Genomic DNA, 15,141 nt, shown 5'->3' with positions numbered 1-15,141 from the left:
GGCACGCACCGACCCTTGACGGCGGTGTTGCCCAGCAATAGCGTGTGTGGTCCATATAGTAGCACGACGGTCCATATTGTGGACCATACACCAGAAGGAAGCCGCTATGCCAGTACCACTTCTGACGTCCCTGCACACCGGACCGGACGTCTCGCGGCCGCTGGTCACGGTCGGTGACCGGGCGCTGTCCGCGGACGAGTTGCTGGGCGCTGCGACCGTGGTGGCCGACGAGATCGCTGGAGCCCGCGCGGTCGCGATCGATGCCCGTGCCGACCTCGAGACCGTGATCGCGACGGTTGGGTGCCTGCTGGCGGGCGTGGCGGCGGTTCCGGTGCCGCCGGATTCGGGCGTGGTGGAGCGGCGGCATCTGCTGACCGATTCGGGGGCCGAGCTGTGGATCGGCGAAAAGCCGACGGATGTCGTGCTTTCCGGCTTCCAGGTCGATCCTTCTCTACGCTCGTCGACTGTTTATGCGGAACCGGAACCGGAAACGCCCGCCCTGATCGTGTACACCTCCGGCACCACCGGTGCGCCCAAGGGTGTCGTGCTGTCCCGCCGCGCTGTGGCGGCCGGGGTGGACGGTGTCGCCCAGGCGTGGCAGTGGACCTCGGATGATGTTCTGGTGCACGGCCTTCCGTTATTCCATGTGCACGGCCTGGTCCTCGGTGTGCTGGGGGCTCTGCGCGTCGGTTCCCCGCTGGTGCACACCGTACGCCCGGCCCCGGACCGGTACGCGGCCGCCGGCGGCAGCCTGTATTTCGGGGTGCCGACAGTTTGGTCGCGGGTGTGCGCGGACCCGGACGCGGCCCGGGCACTGTCAGGGGCTCGGCTGCTCGTCTCGGGTAGCGCCCCGCTTCCGGTTCCGGTGTTCGAGGAGCTGACGGCGCTGACCGGCAAGGCCCCCATCGAGCGCTATGGCATGACCGAAACGGTAATCACGATCAGCACTCGGTTCGACGGTGAACGGCGGCCCGGCTGGGTCGGCCTGCCCGTGTCGGGCGTAAGTACCCGGATTCGCTCGGAGGCGGGGGAGGAGGTCGTCCACGACGGGGAAACGCTGGGGCACTTGGAGATCGGCGGCGATACCCTCTTCGACGGCTACCTGAACAATCCCGCGAAGACCGCCGAGGTCATGACGGCCGACGGCTGGTTCCGGACCGGCGACATAGCCGTGATCGACCCGGCGGGATTTCATCGGATCGTCGGCCGGGAATCGGTGGACATGATCAAGTCCGGCGGCTACCGCATCGGGGCCGGCGAGGTCGAACAGGCGCTGCTGGCGCATCCCGCTATTCGCGAGGCGGCGGTCGTCGGTGTTCCCGATGCCGACCTCGGTCAGCGGATCGTGGCCTATGTGGTCGGCGAGGCCCCGACCCCGGGGGAGGTCATCGACTTCGTCGCCGGATCGCTGTCGGTGCACAAGCGCCCCAGGGAAATTCGGGTCGTGGACGCGCTCCCGCGCAATGCCATGGGCAAGGTGCAGAAGAAGGCGCTGCTCGAAGACGCCCGGTGATGATCGTGCGGCCCGTCCGGGATGCCGGCGCAGGCCGCACGACGCTGTTCACTCCGCCCGCGGACTCCCTCGCCGCCGGGTCGGCTTCTTCTGCGCCGCTGCGTCTTTCGCCGCTTCGTCAGCCGGCGGTTCGGGCGCCGGCGGAAACATGACCGATGGGTTGATGGTCGCCAGATCCCGGCTGGCCGCCGCGTAGAGGCCGGTCAGTACGTGCATCGACCGGATGGCGTGCTGCAGTTTCGCTGTCACATCGGCCAATTCGGCCAGGTTCGACGTCAGCAGCTCCTGGCGCAACGCTGCGTAACGGTCGGTGATTTCGCGCCCGGCCTCGGTCACCCGGAACACCGACGAGGTGCCCGACTTGCTGCGTTCCAACAGCCCCAGACTGACCAGCTTGCGCAGGCTGTACTGCAGATTCGGCAGATCCTCGCGATTGGTGAGCTGCGCGATGGTGGCGGTGTCCTTCGGGCGTTCCTGCATTCGCACCACATGCAGCGCCACCACCTCGTTGAAGGAAAGGTCCGCGTCGCCGGCGATGCGCAGGGCGTTCACGGCGAACCGTTCGAACTCGCCCTCGACTTGCAGCAGCGCGAATTCGAAGGCCGTCAGGGCTTCCTCGTGCGTGTTCTGCGCCAGGTGCCACCGTCGCTGCGGGTCCAGGGGCGGCGGCTGAATGGGCGCAGCAGGGTCGGTCGAGGCCATCGGCGCAGGGTTCTCCGTTCTGGGTAGGAATCAGGCTCCATCTTCATTGACCACTCAACACTTACGTTGGCCGGTCCGCAAGATGGGCCATGGAATCTTCGTGAAAAATCTATTGACTCTCTACGAAGATTCTGTACTGTGACTCAGGACACCGCAGTGTCCATCCTCGAATCGCGCAGATCTTCCGGTCTGCGCGCCTCCCATCTCCCGCCGCGTGCGTGAATTCGCTTGTCTCTGGAGGTTTTCCATGTCGTCTAAGCACTTCAACGGCAGTTCGGCCGGGGTCACCCGGCACTACGCGCCCTATGTCCAGGCCGACTGGGGCTACGCCAACCACTGGTATCCGGCACTGTTCTCCGACGAACTCGCCGACGGTGCCGTCAAGGGCGTCACCATCGGCGGCCACGACATCGCGCTGCGCCGCTCGGCAGGCAAGGCGTATGCGCTGTCGGATCGCTGCATCCATCGGGGCGTGAAGCTGTCAGCCAAACCCATGTGCCTGTCCGAGGGGACCGTCACCTGCTGGTATCACGGCTACACCTACGGCGTGGAGGACGGCACGCTCACCACCATTGTCGGCAATCCGGACGATTCGCTGATCGGCACCACCGGCCTTCGGACCTATCCCGTGGAGGAGGTCAACGGCCTGATCTTCGTCTTCGTGGGCGACCGCGACTACGGCACACCGCCGCCGCTGGAGGCCGACCTGCCGATCCGGGTCACCAACGACCCCAATGACACTCCCGTGCCCCACCTCATGGACGAGGGCATCGTGGTGCGCGGCATCCACCGCAAACTGGTCGGCAACTGGCGGCTCGCCGCCGAGAACGGCCTGGACCCGGGCCACCTGCTGGTGCACTGGGACAACCAGATCCTGGTCGCGCTCGATCGCGCCCTGCCGCTGGGCGTGAACGCGCTCTCGGAGAACGCGACCGAGGAGATCGACGTCCCGAACGGCCCCAAGGGCGTGATGAACCGCTACGACCGGCCCGATCTGTACAAGCCGGTGCTGGAGAACCCGAAGGTCGACATCAAGGCGCGCGGCACGGTCCCGCACTACTTCCGCACCTCGCTGTGGGTGCCCGGCGTGCTGATGGTCGAGCACTGGCCCATCACCGACCACGTGCAGTACGAGTTCTACGTCCCGATCGACGATCACCACCACGAGTACTGGGAGATCGTGGCCACCCGCGCCGGCAGCGACGACGAGCGCCGCGAATTCGACTTCAAGTACGAGAACTTCTTCAAGCCGCTGGCCCTGGAGGGCTTCAACAACAGCGACGTCTTCGCCCGCGAGGCCACCGAGGAGCACTACACCCGCTTCGACGGCTGGAACAACGAAATCCTCTGCGACATGGACTATTCCATCATCGCCTGGCGCAAGATGGCGGCCCGGCACCCGCGCGGCTTCTTCGAATCCCCCTACCTGGACGAGGACTGAGCATGACCATCGCTCCGATCGACCCCGTGCCGGACACCGTCGTGGCGCCCGTAACCCACTGTGTGCGTTTGAAGTTCGCCGACACCACCAAGGAGGTGCAGGTACCCGAGGGCGTTTCCGTCCTCGACGCGGCAGCCGCCGCCGGGACCCGGCTGGTCCACCAGTGCGGAATCGGCACCTGCGGCACGTGCGTGGGACGGGTGTCGACCGGAGCGGTGTCGATGCCCGAGGGTCGCGTGTACCCGCTGCGCCGGGACGAGATCGCCGATGGCATGCGGTTGCTCTGCCAGGCGCATGCTCACGGCGACGCCGAGGTGGAACTGGACTATCCGGCCGCCATGCTCGACGACAACCCGGTGGTGCTCACCACCGTGAAGCTCACCGAACTGAACTGGCTGGCCGACACCGTCGCCGAGCTGAAAGTGGCCGTGCCCAAGTCGGTGTCGTTCTCCTTCCGAGCAGGCCAGTACGCGCGCTTGCGTGTGCCGGGCACGGACGAGTGGCGCTCGTATTCCATGGCTTCGGGCGAGCGCAGCAAACGCCGGCTCGTCTTCACCATCCGGGTGCTGCCGCAGGGCGCGATGTCGGAGTACCTGCGCGAGCGGGCCGCGGTGGGTGACGAACTCTCGATGGAGGGTCCGCTGGGTTCGTTCGGGCTGTCGGGACAGTCCGGGCCGATCCTGTTGCTGGCGGGCGGCACCGGGCTGGCTCCCATGTTGTCGATACTCGAATCGCTGCAGACGGTCCGGGACCGCGCGCCCATCCGGCTGGTTTTCGGCTGCGCCCGGGAGCGGGACCTGTTCCATCTCGACGAGCTCGAGGGCCGCCGCAGCTTCATGCCGAACCTGTCAGTACGGGTGACGGTCGACGAACCCGTGAACCGGCCGGATGTGTTGTGCGGCAACCCCGTCGACGCGGTTACCGCCGACGATATCGCCGCGGACACCTCGGCCTACCTGTGCGGCCCGCCCGCCATGCTCGATGCCGCCCACGCGCGGCTGCAGGAGCTCGGCCTGCCGCGCGAGCGGATCCACTGCGAGCAATTCCTCCCCAGCTGAACACCCCTCGCGGCGCCGCTTGCCGCGATCGTACGAATCGAGACATCACCATGAGTATCGCCCGCCTCGGCGCTCTCGCCGTCGACGTATCCGACTTGGCGGCATGGCAGCACCTGCTCGCCGACGTCCTCGAACTCGACATCCGCCCGCGCGCCTCGGACCAGGATCCGCTGCTGGTGCGCCTGGACGATCGGCCGCATCGGCTGGCTCTGTACCCCGCCGCGCAGGACAGGATCCGTCGGGTCACCTGGGAGGTCGACTCGCCGGACGAACTGCGCGCGCTCGCCGACGCGGTGGCTGCCGAGCGCATCGATATCGAGTGGACCCATGCCGACAGCGAGAACGCGTCGAATGCGGTGGCAGCCTTCCGCTTCCACGATCGCGACGGGTTCCCGACCGAAATCTGCTGGGGACCGCTCACCGACCACCACCCCGTCCGAACCGGCGGTGTCATCAGCGGATTCGTCACCGGTGACCTGGGGCTCGGACATGTGGTGTACATGTGCGAGGACTATCCGGCGGCGGTGGACTTCTACACGCGGGTGCTCGGCTTCGAGCTCACCGACTACATCGCCTGGGACGGCGCGGACGCCACCTTCCTGCACTGCAACGCACGCCACCACAGCCTGGCGCTGATGAACGAGTGCTTCGGCTTCCAGGGCGGCGATTTCAACCATCTCATGATCGAGACCGCCACCCTCGACGATGTCGGGCGCGCCTACGACAGGGTCAACGCCGCCGGAATCGGCCTGAAGATGACCCTGGGACGCCACACCAACGACGGTGTCACCTCGTTCTACGTCAGCACCCCGTCGGGCTTCGGTATCGAGATCGGCTGGGGCGGCGACCTGGTGGGGGAGGACTGGGCGGTACACACCTACGGCTCACCCGCCCGCTGGGGACACGAAGTGCAGAAGGCGCGCTGAGATGGACATCGATCAGGCCGTCCTGCACGAGCTCGACGCCTGCGCACCCGCCACCGCGGCCGTCGAACGGTATCTGGACCGGATCGGCAAGCGCGACAGCGAGATCCGCGCCTGGGCGTTCCTGGACCCGGAGCTGATCCGGGCCCGAGCCCGCGAGCTCGACGCCGAGCCGGGACATTCACCACTTCACGGCATCCCGATCGGCGTGAAGGACATCATCGACACCGCAGATCAGCCGACCGGCTACGGTTCGCTGTTGTGGGAGGGTCACCGCCCCGGCCGCGACGCGGAGGTGATCCGGCGGCTCCGCCGCGCCGGAGCGCTCATCTTCGGCAAGACCACCACCACCGAATTCGCCACCTACCACCCGACATCCACCCGCAATCCGCACCACCTCGGGCACACCCCCGGCGGCTCCTCGAGCGGATCGGCCGCGGCGGTCGCCGACGGGCAGGTGCCGATCGCGCTCGGTACCCAGACCGCCGGATCCGTACTGCGGCCCGGCTCCTACTGCGGGGTTTTCACCCTCAAACCGACCTACGGCCGCTGGTCCTTCGATGGCGTCCTGCCGGTGGCACTGACCTTCGACACTCTCGGGGCGTTCGCCCGCCACCCGGTGTGGCTCGGCGCGGTCGACGATGCCGTCGCCGACCGCAGCGCCGACGAATCGTTGCCCGTCACCAAGGAACTCACGATCGGCGTGCTCCGGCCGCCGTGGGCGGATCGGGCGACCCCGGCCGCGGCGAAGCGGTTGGAGGAGTTCGCCGATGGGCTGCGCGCCCACGGCGTCGGTGTGGTCGATGTCGTGGTGCCCCCGGAGCTGGCGGACCTCGACGCCGCACACACGCTGATCATGGCGGCCGAGGCCGCCGCGTCGTTGGCCCAGCGCATCGATCGCCCGGGCGCGGACCGCATCAGCGACGAGCTGGCGCGCTTCCTCACCCTGGGAGAACTCGCCACACCGAGCGAGATCCAATGCGCGCGAACAGTACTGCGTGCCGCGCGACGCTTCGTGACCGACGCCCATCGGCGCGTGGACGTGCTGCTGACCCTGGCCGCCACCGGCGAGGCCCTGGAGGGACTGACCAGCACCGGTGACCCGGTGTTCAACAAACTCGCCAGCGTCGCCGGCACGCCCGCGATCGGGCTGCCCGCCGGCACCGGCGAACGCGGACTGCCGCTCGGTATCCAGCTGATCGGGCCGCCCCACACCGATCACGCCCTGGTGCGCATCGCAACCTGCCTCACCGACCGCCTCGACCTGTCCCGGCGCTGCCCACTTCCGGAGGAGTTGTGATGAACACGGCTATCACCCGCGCACAGGACCCCCACGGGGCCGCTACCGTCCAGTCCCTGCCGCTGGACGACGAACGGCGCGCCATGTACGACGCCGTCTGTGATCGACTGAACCCCGATCGTTTTCGTGACCTGCTGGTCTCGCTGGTGAACATCCACAGCCCCACCGGGCAGGAGCGCCGCGCGGCGGAATTCCTCGCCGGCCACCTGCGCACCGAGGTCGGCATCGACGCCGCCTACCAGCCCATGAGCGAGCACACCGGCAATGTGCTCGGCGAGGTTCGCGGCAGCGGCGGTGGCAGCAGATTGCTGTTGTACGCGCCCATCGACACCCACATCGATCCCGAGACCGACGTGCCCTGGGTGGGGCCGGCGCTGAGGCCGGACATGCTGCCGCAGGCCCGGGTCGAGGGCGATCTCGTCATCGGCCTGGGTGCGTCGAATCCGAAATGCATGGTGGCCGGGCTGATCGAGGTCGCGCGCGCCGTCGTCGACGCGGGCATCCCGCTCACCGGCGATCTCGCGCTCGGCTTCGCCGGAGGCGGCATGCCCGTCACCATGAGCACCCGCGACCACACCGGGATGAGCAGCGGCGTCTTCCATCTGCTCACCCACGGCGCGATGCCCGATCACGCCATCGTGTTCAAGCCGTGGTGGGCGGTCTACCCCGAGGAACCCGGCATGTGCTGGTTCAAGGTGTCGGTGCGCGGCACCTTCGGCTACGCCGGAATCAGCAGGGGCACACCGGGTTTCCGGTCATCAATAGTGCCCGCCGCCCGTGTGGTCCAGCACATCGAGGCCTGGCTGCCCGAATACACCGCGCGCAATACCGCCGGGTCCACCATTCCCGAGGGCTGGATCTCGGCTCTACGGTCGGGAAACCCGGAAAAGCCCGCCTTCCCCTCGGCGACCGCCGAGATCTACCTCGACGTGCGGGTCAACCCGCGCACCACACCCGCGGAAGTCCGCCACCAGTTCGCCGAACTCATCGCCCGCATTCGCGCCGCCGAACCGGATATCGAGCTGGACTGGGAGATGTACGGTTCACTGCCCGGCGGCATGACCGACCCGAGCAACTGGATCATCCAATCCTGCCGCCGCGGTTGGGAAGAGGTCGAGGGCCGCCCCTACGAATCCACCCCGCTCCTGGGCGGGCAAACCGACGGCACCCTCATCCGCCGCCTCGGGGTGCCGTGCGCCCGCATCGGCTATCCCTGGCCGCCCGCCGCAGCACCCGCCGAACTCAACGAGGGGCTCGGCGGCATGGGGGTCGCCTCCGTCTCCGACGTCATGACCGCGACCCGCGCCGTCGCATACGCGGTCATCGACACCCTCACCCGCTCCCGAGAGGACCTCGCACTGTGACCCATCGCGTACTCAATATCGTGCCCGTTCCGGTGCCGCCGGAAGCCCTGGACGCCTTCGCCGCCCAGATCCCGCCCGCGGTCGTGCATCCCGGCTTCGAGAACGTCTTCGTCTCCGCGCGCGCCGGCGGTACAACCCTCGACAGCGCCTACGAGACCACCCTCGCCGACGCCTTCGTTCTCGACGCGGGTTGCCGAGCGGAGCAGCAGGGCTATGCCGCGGTGTGCGTGAATTCCATGAGCGATTCGGCGCTGGCCGCGCTGCGTTCGCGGCTCAGCATTCCGGTGGTGGCCCCCAGCCAGGCGTCCATGCTGCTGGCCGCACTGCTGGGCAAGAAGTTCTCGGTCGTCACCATGTGGCCGCAGTGGCACGAGCTGTACCACAAGGCCGCGCGCGAGCACGGTCTCACCGCGCGGCTGGCATCGGTGCGCGATATCGGGGTGCCGCCCGATACCGCCGAACTTCTCGCCGGCAAGGAGGATTTCGTGTTCGCCGCGCTGGAACGGGAGGCGCGCGCGGCCATCGACGAGGACGGGGCGGACGTGATCCTGCTCGGGTCCACCACCATGCACCAGTCGCACGCTCACCTCGAGCGGGTCCTCGAGGTCCCCGTCATCAATCCGGGAGTCGTCGCCTACAAGATGTGCGAACTCCTGGTGCAAACCGGGCTGAGCCACAGCAAGCGGGCCTACCCGGCGCCTGCGCGGGTGCAGGACGAACTGCTCGCCGCCGTGGCGGTGGCCGGGTGAATTCTCTTTGTCGCGAACGGAGTACACGATGACGACCACGAATCCCGAGATCGGCCTGAGCCTGCGCACGGGTGCTTTCGACACCAATTACCACGATGTCGGCGCGGGCAGCCCCGTGTTGCTGCTGCACGGTTCGGGGGCGGGCGTCTCCGCCTGGGCGAACTGGCGCGGGCTGATTCCCGTACTGTCCGAACGGTTCCGGGTGATCGCGCCGGATCTGGTCGGCTTCGGCTACACCTCGCTGCCGGAGCCGGCCGAGTTCGCCATCTTCGACAGCTGGATCGACCAGATCCTGGCGCTGCTCGACGGTCTGGGCATCGAGAAGACGCACGTGGTCGGCAATTCCTTCGGCGGGGGTCTCGCGCTTCACCTGGCCACCCGGCATCCCGAGCGGCTGGACCGCATCGTGCTCATGGGCGCGGGTGGCGTGAAGATGGCCTTCACCGACGAACTCGATCAGCTCTGGGGCTACACGCCGTCGGTGGCCAATATGAAGAAGATCATGGACATCATGGCCTTCGACCGGTCACTGGTGACCGACGAACTTGCCGAACTGCGTTACCGCGCCACTATCCGGCCGGGCGCGCAGGAGGCGTTCGAGAAGGTGTTCCCGCCGCCGCGGCAACGCTGGCTCGATGCCCAGATCGTGCCCGACGAACTGCTGGCCGCCATTGAGCACGAGGTGCTGATCCTGCACGGGCGCGAGGACCGCGTGGTGCCGCTGGACGCCTCGCTGCATATGTTCCGCACCATCCCGAACGCCCAGCTGCACGCCTTCGGCCGCTGCGGGCACTGGACCCAGATCGAGCACGCCCGGCGCTTCCAGCAGCTCGTCGACCAGTTCTTCCGGGAGGCCGACTCGGCGATCGGAGCCGGCGCATGACCATCGCGTATTCTCCCGGCGCACAGCGGATTTCCGAGCGGGACCACCAGGAGATCGCCGACCGGCTGCTGTCGGCCTACCGCGGCGGCGAGCCGATCGAGCCGCCCAGTCGCACCCATCCCGGGCTGACAACGGCCGACGCTTACGCCATCCAGCAGCGCCAGATCCGGGCCTGGGAGCAGGCCGGTGATCCGGTGCGCGGGCACAAGATCGGCCTCACCTCGCGGGTCATGCAACAGCAGCTGGGCGTGGACAGCCCCGACTATGGGCGGCTGACGGCCTCGATGTTCCTGCCCCAGGGCGCGGCCATCCCGGCCGGGCGGTTCCTGCAGCCGCGCATCGAGCCGGAGGTGGCATTTGTCATGGGCCGCACCCTGGCCGGACCCGGCGTCACCCCCGCGGACGCGGTGCGTGCCATCGATTGCGTCCTGCCGGCCGTCGAGATCATCGACTCGCGCATTCGCGATTGGAACATCACCCTCGCCGACACCATCGCCGACAACGCCTCCTCCGGCGGTGTTGTCCTCGGCAGCCGGGCCATGGCACCCAGCGATGTGGATCTGCGGCTCATGGGAGTCGTGGTGCACCGCAACGGCGAGCCCGCGGCCACCGGAGCCGGTGCCGCCGTACTGGATTCGCCGATCAACGCCCTGGTCTGGCTGGCCAATACGCTCGGAGCGGTCGGCGTCGCCGTCGAGCAGGGCGAGATCGTCATCCCCGGCTCCATGACCGCGGCACTCCCGGTGCGCGCCGGGGACAGCTTCCACATCGAATTCGCCGGCCTGGGGACGCTGGCAACCCATTTCTCCGCCGAGTGAATCACACCGCGGCACAACAGGAGTCACTATGTCCATGATCACGGCCGCGATTGTCGGCCCAGGCAATATCGGCACCGACCTGCTGGCCAAACTCACCCGCAGCGGGACCATCGACGTTCGCTACATGGTGGGCGTGGACCCGGCCTCCGACGGGCTGGCGCGGGCCGCCGCGCAGGGGGTGACCACCTCCGCCGGCGGGGTCGAATGGCTGCTGTCCCAGCCTGAGCTGCCGCAGCTGGTCTTCGAGGCGACCTCGGCCGGTGCACACCAGAGGAACGCCGAACTCTATGCGCAGGCCGGGATTGCGGCCATAGATCTGACACCGGCGGCCGTCGGGCCTTTCCTGTGCCCGGTGGTCAATCTCGCCGAGAACATCACCGCCCCGAACGTCAACATGATCACCTGCGGCGGCCAGGCCACCATCCCGATCGTGCACGCGGTCAACCGCGTCACCCCGGTGTCCTACGCCGAGATCGTCGCCTCCATCTCCTCCCGTTCGGCCGGGCCCGGCACCCGGGCCAATATCGACGAGTTCACCGAGACCACGGCCCGCGCCATCGAGGCGGTCGGCGGCGCCGAGTGCGGGCGCGCGATCATCATCATCAATCCGGTCGAACCCCCGATGATCATGCGCGACACCGTCTTCTGCGCCATCGATCCCGACGCCGACCGGGACGCCATCATCGAATCGGTGCACGCGATGGTCGCCGATGTCCGGACCTATGTGCCCGGCTACACGCTCAAGTCCGACCCGCAATTCGACGATCCGCGCCCGGGCTGGAACGGCAAGGCGCGGGTCGCGGTGTTCCTGGAAGTACGCGGGGCGGGCGACTATCTGCCGCCCTACGCCGGGAATCTCGACATCATGACCGCCGCCGCGGCCGAGGCAGGCGAACGCATGGCCGCCGCGCTGCTGCGCACCGAGAACAAGGTGGGGACCCGATGAAAACCTGGGACAGGACCGAACGCGCTGTGCGCCTGGTGGATACCACCCTGCGCGACGGCAGCCACGCCATGGCACATCAATTCACCGAAGAGCAGGTGCGCGAGACCGTGCGCGCACTGGACACGGCCGGGATCTCGCTCATCGAGGTCGCGCACGGTGACGGACTGGGCGGATCGACGTTCAATTACGGATTCTCGCTGGTCGACGAGCGCAGGCTGATCGCCACCGCGGTCGACGCGGCGCGCCGGGCGAAGATCGCCGTGCTGCTGCTCCCGGGCCTGGGCACCGTCGCCGACCTGAAGCAGGCGCACGACCTGGGCGCGGGCGCGGTGCGTATCGCCACCCACTGCACCGAGGCCGACATCTCCATTCAGCATTTCGGCATCGCCCGTGATCTCGGCATGGAAACCGTCGGCTTCCTGATGCTCTCGCATATGTCCACCCCCGAGGCGCTGGCCCGGCAGGCGCGCATCATGGCCGACGCAGGATGCCAATGCGTGTATGTGGTCGACTCCGCGGGCGCGCTCATCCTCGACGACGTGACCGAGCGGGTGCAGGCACTGGTCGCCGAACTGGGCACGGACGCCGAGGTCGGCTATCACGGGCATCAGAATCTCAGCTTCGGCGTCGCGAATTCGGTACTCGCCCATCGGGCCGGGGCTCGCCAAATCGACGGCTCGCTGGTGGCGCTCGGCGCGGGCGCCGGCAACTCGCCCACCGAGGTACTGGCGACGGTCTTCGACCGGCTCGGCGTCACGACCGGGGTCGACAAGGACGTCCTGCTCTCCGCCGCAGAGGAAGTCGTCAAGCCGTACATCACCCGGCTGCCGGTCATGGACCGGTCCTCGATCGTCCAGGGCTATGCCGGGGTCTACTCGAGCTTCCTGCTGCACGCCGAGCGCGCCGCGGCCCGCTACGGTGTGCCCGCCCACGAGATCCTCTACCGCGTCGGCGCGAAGCGCTATGTCGGCGGGCAGGAGGACATGATCATCGATATCGCCCTGGAGCTACTGCGGGAGCGGGCCGCCGGCGAGCTCGCGATGGAGGCCCGATGAGAATCGCGATCATCGGCGCGGGAGTGGCCGGGTTGTGCTCGGCCAAACTGCTGCGCGAATTCGGCTACGACGTCACCGTTTTCGACCGGACACCGGATGTCGGCGGCGTGTGGAGCCGGACGCGGCAGTATCCGGGCGTCACCACGCAGAACAACAAGGGCACCTACGCGTTCTCGGATTTCCCGATGCCCCGGCACTATCCGCAATTCCCGACCGGTGCGCAGGTGCAGGCATACCTGGCCGACTATGTCTCGCGGTTCGGCCTGGACGACTGCATCCGGCTGAACACCGAAGTGCTCACCGCCGACCTGGACGAGTCCGCCGGGAAATGGACGCTGATCGCCAGGGATGTGGCGACCGACGGGGTGTCCTCATCGCAATTCGACCAGCTCATCGTCGCCAACGGCATCTTCTGCGACCCGTTCGTCCCCGAATACCCGGGCCTCGACGACTTCCGCACCGCGGGCGGGAGGGTTTGCGCGGCCTCGGAATTCAACGATCTCGCCGACGCCGTGGGCAAGGACATCGTGGTGGTCGGGTACGGCAAATCGGCCTGCGATATCGCGGAGGCGCTGAGCGAGGTGGCCGGGTCGACGACCGTGGTCGCGCGCGAGGTCACCTGGAAGATGCCGCGCCGGCTCGCGGGTTTCCTCACCTACAAATACATCCTGCTCACCCGCCTGAGCGAGGCGCTGTTCGAGCACGTCGACCAGCGCGGCGCGGCGCGGTTCCTGACCGGACCGGGGCGGTTCGTGCGCACCGGGTTGCTGGGCGCAGTCGAGTGGATCACACGGCGGCAGTTGATGTTCGACCGCCTCGGCCTGGTGCCGGAAGGCCGCTTCGAACGGATCGTCCGCCACGCGGTGAGCCTGGCCACCGAAGGGTTCTACGAGAAGATCCGCGACGGCGTTATCGACTTCCACCGCGGCGCGGTCATTACCGGGCTCTACGACAAGGACGGCCGCCCGACCGTGGCGCTGTCGGACGGCACCGTGCGCGCAGCCGATGTCGTGGTCTGCGCCACGGGATTCAAGCAGCAGACGCCGTTCCTCGCCGAGGACATCCGGCATCGGGTGACCGACGCCGACGGCAACTTCCTGCTCTACCGCCAGATCCTGCCCCTGGACGTGCCCCGCCTGTTCTTCGTGGGCTACGGCTCCTCCCTGCTGAGCCCGCTCAGCGTCGAAGCGGCGGTGCTGTGGGTGATCAGCTATCTCGGCGACGGCGTCGCGCTGCCCGATCCGGCGGACCGCCGCGCATTCACCGAACGCCGCCTGGCCTGGATGATCGAGCGAACCGAAGGCAAACAGGCCAACGGCACGAACATCATCCCGTTCTCGGTGCGGCACATCGATGAGGTGCTCGACGAGGTGGGCATAAACCTCGGCCCCGCGGCCCGTCTGCGCCAATGGTTGCTGCCCGTCGATCCCGGATCGTACCGATCGGCAGTGCGCAAGCTGCATCGCCGGCTGAACGAAACCGGCAGACGCAGAAACTGATTCGCCCCGCCCGGTGGTCGCCGCCCGCACCGTACCCACCCAGCCCGCCATATGTCCCCCTTCCGGCGAGTCGTTGAACATGATGCGATCGGGAAACGTCGTGTTGGCGTCCAGGCTGGCCGTCCCCGTTGTCGCCGTGGTGACCTGGCCGGGCCCATGGTCCCGTCCAGGACTTCGGTCACGCCCAGAGTCCCGCCGACAGAGGCCCCGGACTCACGCTCGGCGGGCTGGCCGAGACGCTGGGACCGAAGGAGAAATACTGCCGGCGGATCGACCGGGCGGCCCCCGAAACCATGATGGGAGAACAGGCTTTACGGCTCGGTCCGGCTTCAGGATTCCCGGTGCCGCTCCATGTCGCGGATCGTCTCCATCAGGTCGCGGATCTGCTTGTCCTGCTGCTCGAGGTGCCGATGGATGTCCAGGGTGGTGGTCAGGATCGCGTCACTGTCGTTGTAGGTGGCCTCGGCGCGTTTGTCGGCGGCTGCGGCCAGGATGTTCTGGCCCACGATGATGATGCTCAGGAGCACGAGCTGCAGGAACGTCTGACTGATCCAGGAGACCAGGATGACGGGACTGCCCGAGCCGATCGCAGCGGGCAGTGACACGAAACTGAGCGCGGCGAACGCGTACGCACACCACATGGTGCCGACGCCCTTGGTGATCACGACCGCCAGGTTCGCGTTGAACCGTGTGTACCACGCGGAATCGGGTGGCGCCGTGGCCACGTCGGTGGTTTTCGGCGGTCCGGCCTGCTTGCGTTCGGCGATGTGCGGATGAGGAATGTAGTGCAGGGGTTCGGACATGCCCAACAGCCTGGCACGACGATCCGGAGCCATCGGATCCGATCGGCCGACCGTCGCTACCCGCTCCCGTGCCTCTCGCACCCCGAC

14 protein-coding genes are annotated in these 15,141 nt (G+C 67.9%); 12 read left to right on the top strand and 2 right to left on the bottom strand.

Features of this window, described 5'->3' with window-relative positions; translation table 11 throughout:
- Nucleotides 1-106: 106 nt before the first annotated feature.
- Complete coding sequence (locus ON33_RS25655; protein ID WP_040861611.1) at nucleotides 107-1,513, top strand: acyl-CoA synthetase; 1,407 nt, start codon at nucleotides 107-109, stop codon at nucleotides 1,511-1,513.
- A gap of 48 nt (nucleotides 1,514-1,561) precedes the next feature.
- Here ON33_RS25655 and ON33_RS25650 read toward each other — a convergent pair whose 3' ends face one another.
- Nucleotides 1,562-2,215 (bottom strand): winged helix DNA-binding protein, encoded by a 654-nt coding sequence (locus ON33_RS25650; RefSeq protein ID WP_040861610.1) that lies wholly within the window; start codon nucleotides 2,213-2,215, stop codon nucleotides 1,562-1,564.
- Nucleotides 2,216-2,462: 247 nt separating this feature from the next.
- On the opposite strand from ON33_RS25650, the gene ON33_RS25645 reads away from it, so the two are divergent.
- The 11 genes from ON33_RS25645 to ON33_RS25595 are packed head-to-tail and all read left to right on the top strand — an operon-like array spanning nucleotide 2,463 to nucleotide 14,251.
- Nucleotides 2,463-3,656, top strand: a complete 1,194-nt coding sequence (locus ON33_RS25645; RefSeq protein ID WP_040861609.1) for a Rieske 2Fe-2S domain-containing protein — start codon at nucleotides 2,463-2,465, stop codon at nucleotides 3,654-3,656.
- 2 nt (nucleotides 3,657-3,658) lie between these two features.
- Nucleotides 3,659-4,714, top strand: a complete 1,056-nt coding sequence (locus ON33_RS25640; protein WP_051152796.1) for an FAD-binding oxidoreductase — start codon at nucleotides 3,659-3,661, stop codon at nucleotides 4,712-4,714.
- 50 nt (nucleotides 4,715-4,764) lie between these two features.
- A complete protein-coding gene (locus tag ON33_RS25635) occupies nucleotides 4,765-5,640 on the top strand; it encodes a VOC family protein (protein ID WP_040861608.1) in 876 nt (291 codons plus the stop codon).
- Nucleotide 5,641: 1 nt separating this feature from the next.
- Nucleotides 5,642-6,937: an amidase gene (locus ON33_RS25630; RefSeq protein ID WP_051152795.1), complete on the top strand. Its 1,296-nt coding sequence runs from the start codon at nucleotides 5,642-5,644 to the stop codon at nucleotides 6,935-6,937.
- Nucleotides 6,937-8,301 carry a M20 family metallopeptidase gene (locus ON33_RS25625; RefSeq protein WP_083869303.1) on the top strand — a complete coding sequence of 455 codons (1,365 nt, stop codon included), beginning with the start codon at nucleotides 6,937-6,939 and terminating at the stop codon, nucleotides 8,299-8,301. The genes ON33_RS25630 and ON33_RS25625 overlap by 1 nt, the downstream gene beginning before the upstream one ends.
- Nucleotides 8,298-9,050 (top strand): aspartate/glutamate racemase family protein, encoded by a 753-nt coding sequence (locus tag ON33_RS25620; protein WP_040861607.1) that lies wholly within the window; start codon nucleotides 8,298-8,300, stop codon nucleotides 9,048-9,050. The genes ON33_RS25625 and ON33_RS25620 overlap by 4 nt, the downstream gene beginning before the upstream one ends.
- A 28-nt stretch (nucleotides 9,051-9,078) precedes the next feature.
- On the top strand, nucleotides 9,079-9,933 hold the full coding sequence (locus ON33_RS25615; protein WP_040861606.1) for an alpha/beta fold hydrolase: 855 nt from the start codon (nucleotides 9,079-9,081) through the stop codon (nucleotides 9,931-9,933).
- The gene (locus ON33_RS25610; RefSeq protein WP_051152794.1) at nucleotides 9,930-10,751 is read left to right on the top strand and encodes a 2-keto-4-pentenoate hydratase; all 822 of its coding nucleotides are present in this window, start codon (nucleotides 9,930-9,932) and stop codon (nucleotides 10,749-10,751) included. The genes ON33_RS25615 and ON33_RS25610 overlap by 4 nt, the downstream gene beginning before the upstream one ends.
- A 28-nt stretch (nucleotides 10,752-10,779) precedes the next feature.
- Nucleotides 10,780-11,697: an acetaldehyde dehydrogenase (acetylating) gene (locus ON33_RS25605; protein ID WP_040861605.1), complete on the top strand. Its 918-nt coding sequence runs from the start codon at nucleotides 10,780-10,782 to the stop codon at nucleotides 11,695-11,697.
- Nucleotides 11,694-12,752: a 4-hydroxy-2-oxovalerate aldolase gene (gene dmpG, locus ON33_RS25600; RefSeq protein WP_040861604.1), complete on the top strand. Its 1,059-nt coding sequence runs from the start codon at nucleotides 11,694-11,696 to the stop codon at nucleotides 12,750-12,752. Before ON33_RS25605 ends, dmpG begins: the two co-directional genes overlap by 4 nt.
- A complete protein-coding gene (locus ON33_RS25595) occupies nucleotides 12,749-14,251 on the top strand; it encodes a flavin-containing monooxygenase (RefSeq protein ID WP_040861603.1) in 1,503 nt (500 codons plus the stop codon). The genes dmpG and ON33_RS25595 overlap by 4 nt, the downstream gene beginning before the upstream one ends.
- A gap of 329 nt (nucleotides 14,252-14,580) precedes the next feature.
- Here the strand turns inward: ON33_RS25595 and ON33_RS25590 are convergent, their stop codons facing one another.
- Complete coding sequence (locus ON33_RS25590; RefSeq protein WP_051152793.1) at nucleotides 14,581-15,054, bottom strand: hypothetical protein; 474 nt, start codon at nucleotides 15,052-15,054, stop codon at nucleotides 14,581-14,583.
- Nucleotides 15,055-15,141: the final 87 nt, after the last annotated feature.

The sequence above is a fragment of the Nocardia niigatensis NBRC 100131 genome (genome assembly GCF_000308655.1).
Taxonomy (GTDB): domain Bacteria; phylum Actinomycetota; class Actinomycetes; order Mycobacteriales; family Mycobacteriaceae; genus Nocardia; species Nocardia niigatensis.
This window is presented reverse-complemented; position numbering and strand designations above follow the sequence as displayed.

Bases quoted from the DNA above. Each gene is read 5' to 3' on its own strand.
- ON33_RS25630 (WP_051152795.1), top strand. From the start codon at position 5,642: ATGGACATCGATCAGGCCGTCCTGCACGAGCTCGACGCCTGCGCACCC.
- ON33_RS25590 (WP_051152793.1), bottom strand. From the start codon at position 15,054: ATGTCCGAACCCCTGCACTACATTCCTCATCCGCACATCGCCGAACGC.
- dmpG (WP_040861604.1), top strand. From the start codon at position 11,694: ATGAAAACCTGGGACAGGACCGAACGCGCTGTGCGCCTGGTGGATACC.
- ON33_RS25625 (WP_083869303.1), top strand. From the start codon at position 6,937: ATGAACACGGCTATCACCCGCGCACAGGACCCCCACGGGGCCGCTACC.
- ON33_RS25595 (WP_040861603.1), top strand. From the start codon at position 12,749: ATGAGAATCGCGATCATCGGCGCGGGAGTGGCCGGGTTGTGCTCGGCC.
- ON33_RS25635 (WP_040861608.1), top strand. From the start codon at position 4,765: ATGAGTATCGCCCGCCTCGGCGCTCTCGCCGTCGACGTATCCGACTTG.
- ON33_RS25605 (WP_040861605.1), top strand. From the start codon at position 10,780: ATGTCCATGATCACGGCCGCGATTGTCGGCCCAGGCAATATCGGCACC.
- ON33_RS25640 (WP_051152796.1), top strand. From the start codon at position 3,659: ATGACCATCGCTCCGATCGACCCCGTGCCGGACACCGTCGTGGCGCCC.
- ON33_RS25655 (WP_040861611.1), top strand. From the start codon at position 107: ATGCCAGTACCACTTCTGACGTCCCTGCACACCGGACCGGACGTCTCG.
- ON33_RS25650 (WP_040861610.1), bottom strand. From the start codon at position 2,215: ATGGCCTCGACCGACCCTGCTGCGCCCATTCAGCCGCCGCCCCTGGAC.
- ON33_RS25645 (WP_040861609.1), top strand. From the start codon at position 2,463: ATGTCGTCTAAGCACTTCAACGGCAGTTCGGCCGGGGTCACCCGGCAC.
- ON33_RS25615 (WP_040861606.1), top strand. From the start codon at position 9,079: ATGACGACCACGAATCCCGAGATCGGCCTGAGCCTGCGCACGGGTGCT.
- ON33_RS25610 (WP_051152794.1), top strand. From the start codon at position 9,930: ATGACCATCGCGTATTCTCCCGGCGCACAGCGGATTTCCGAGCGGGAC.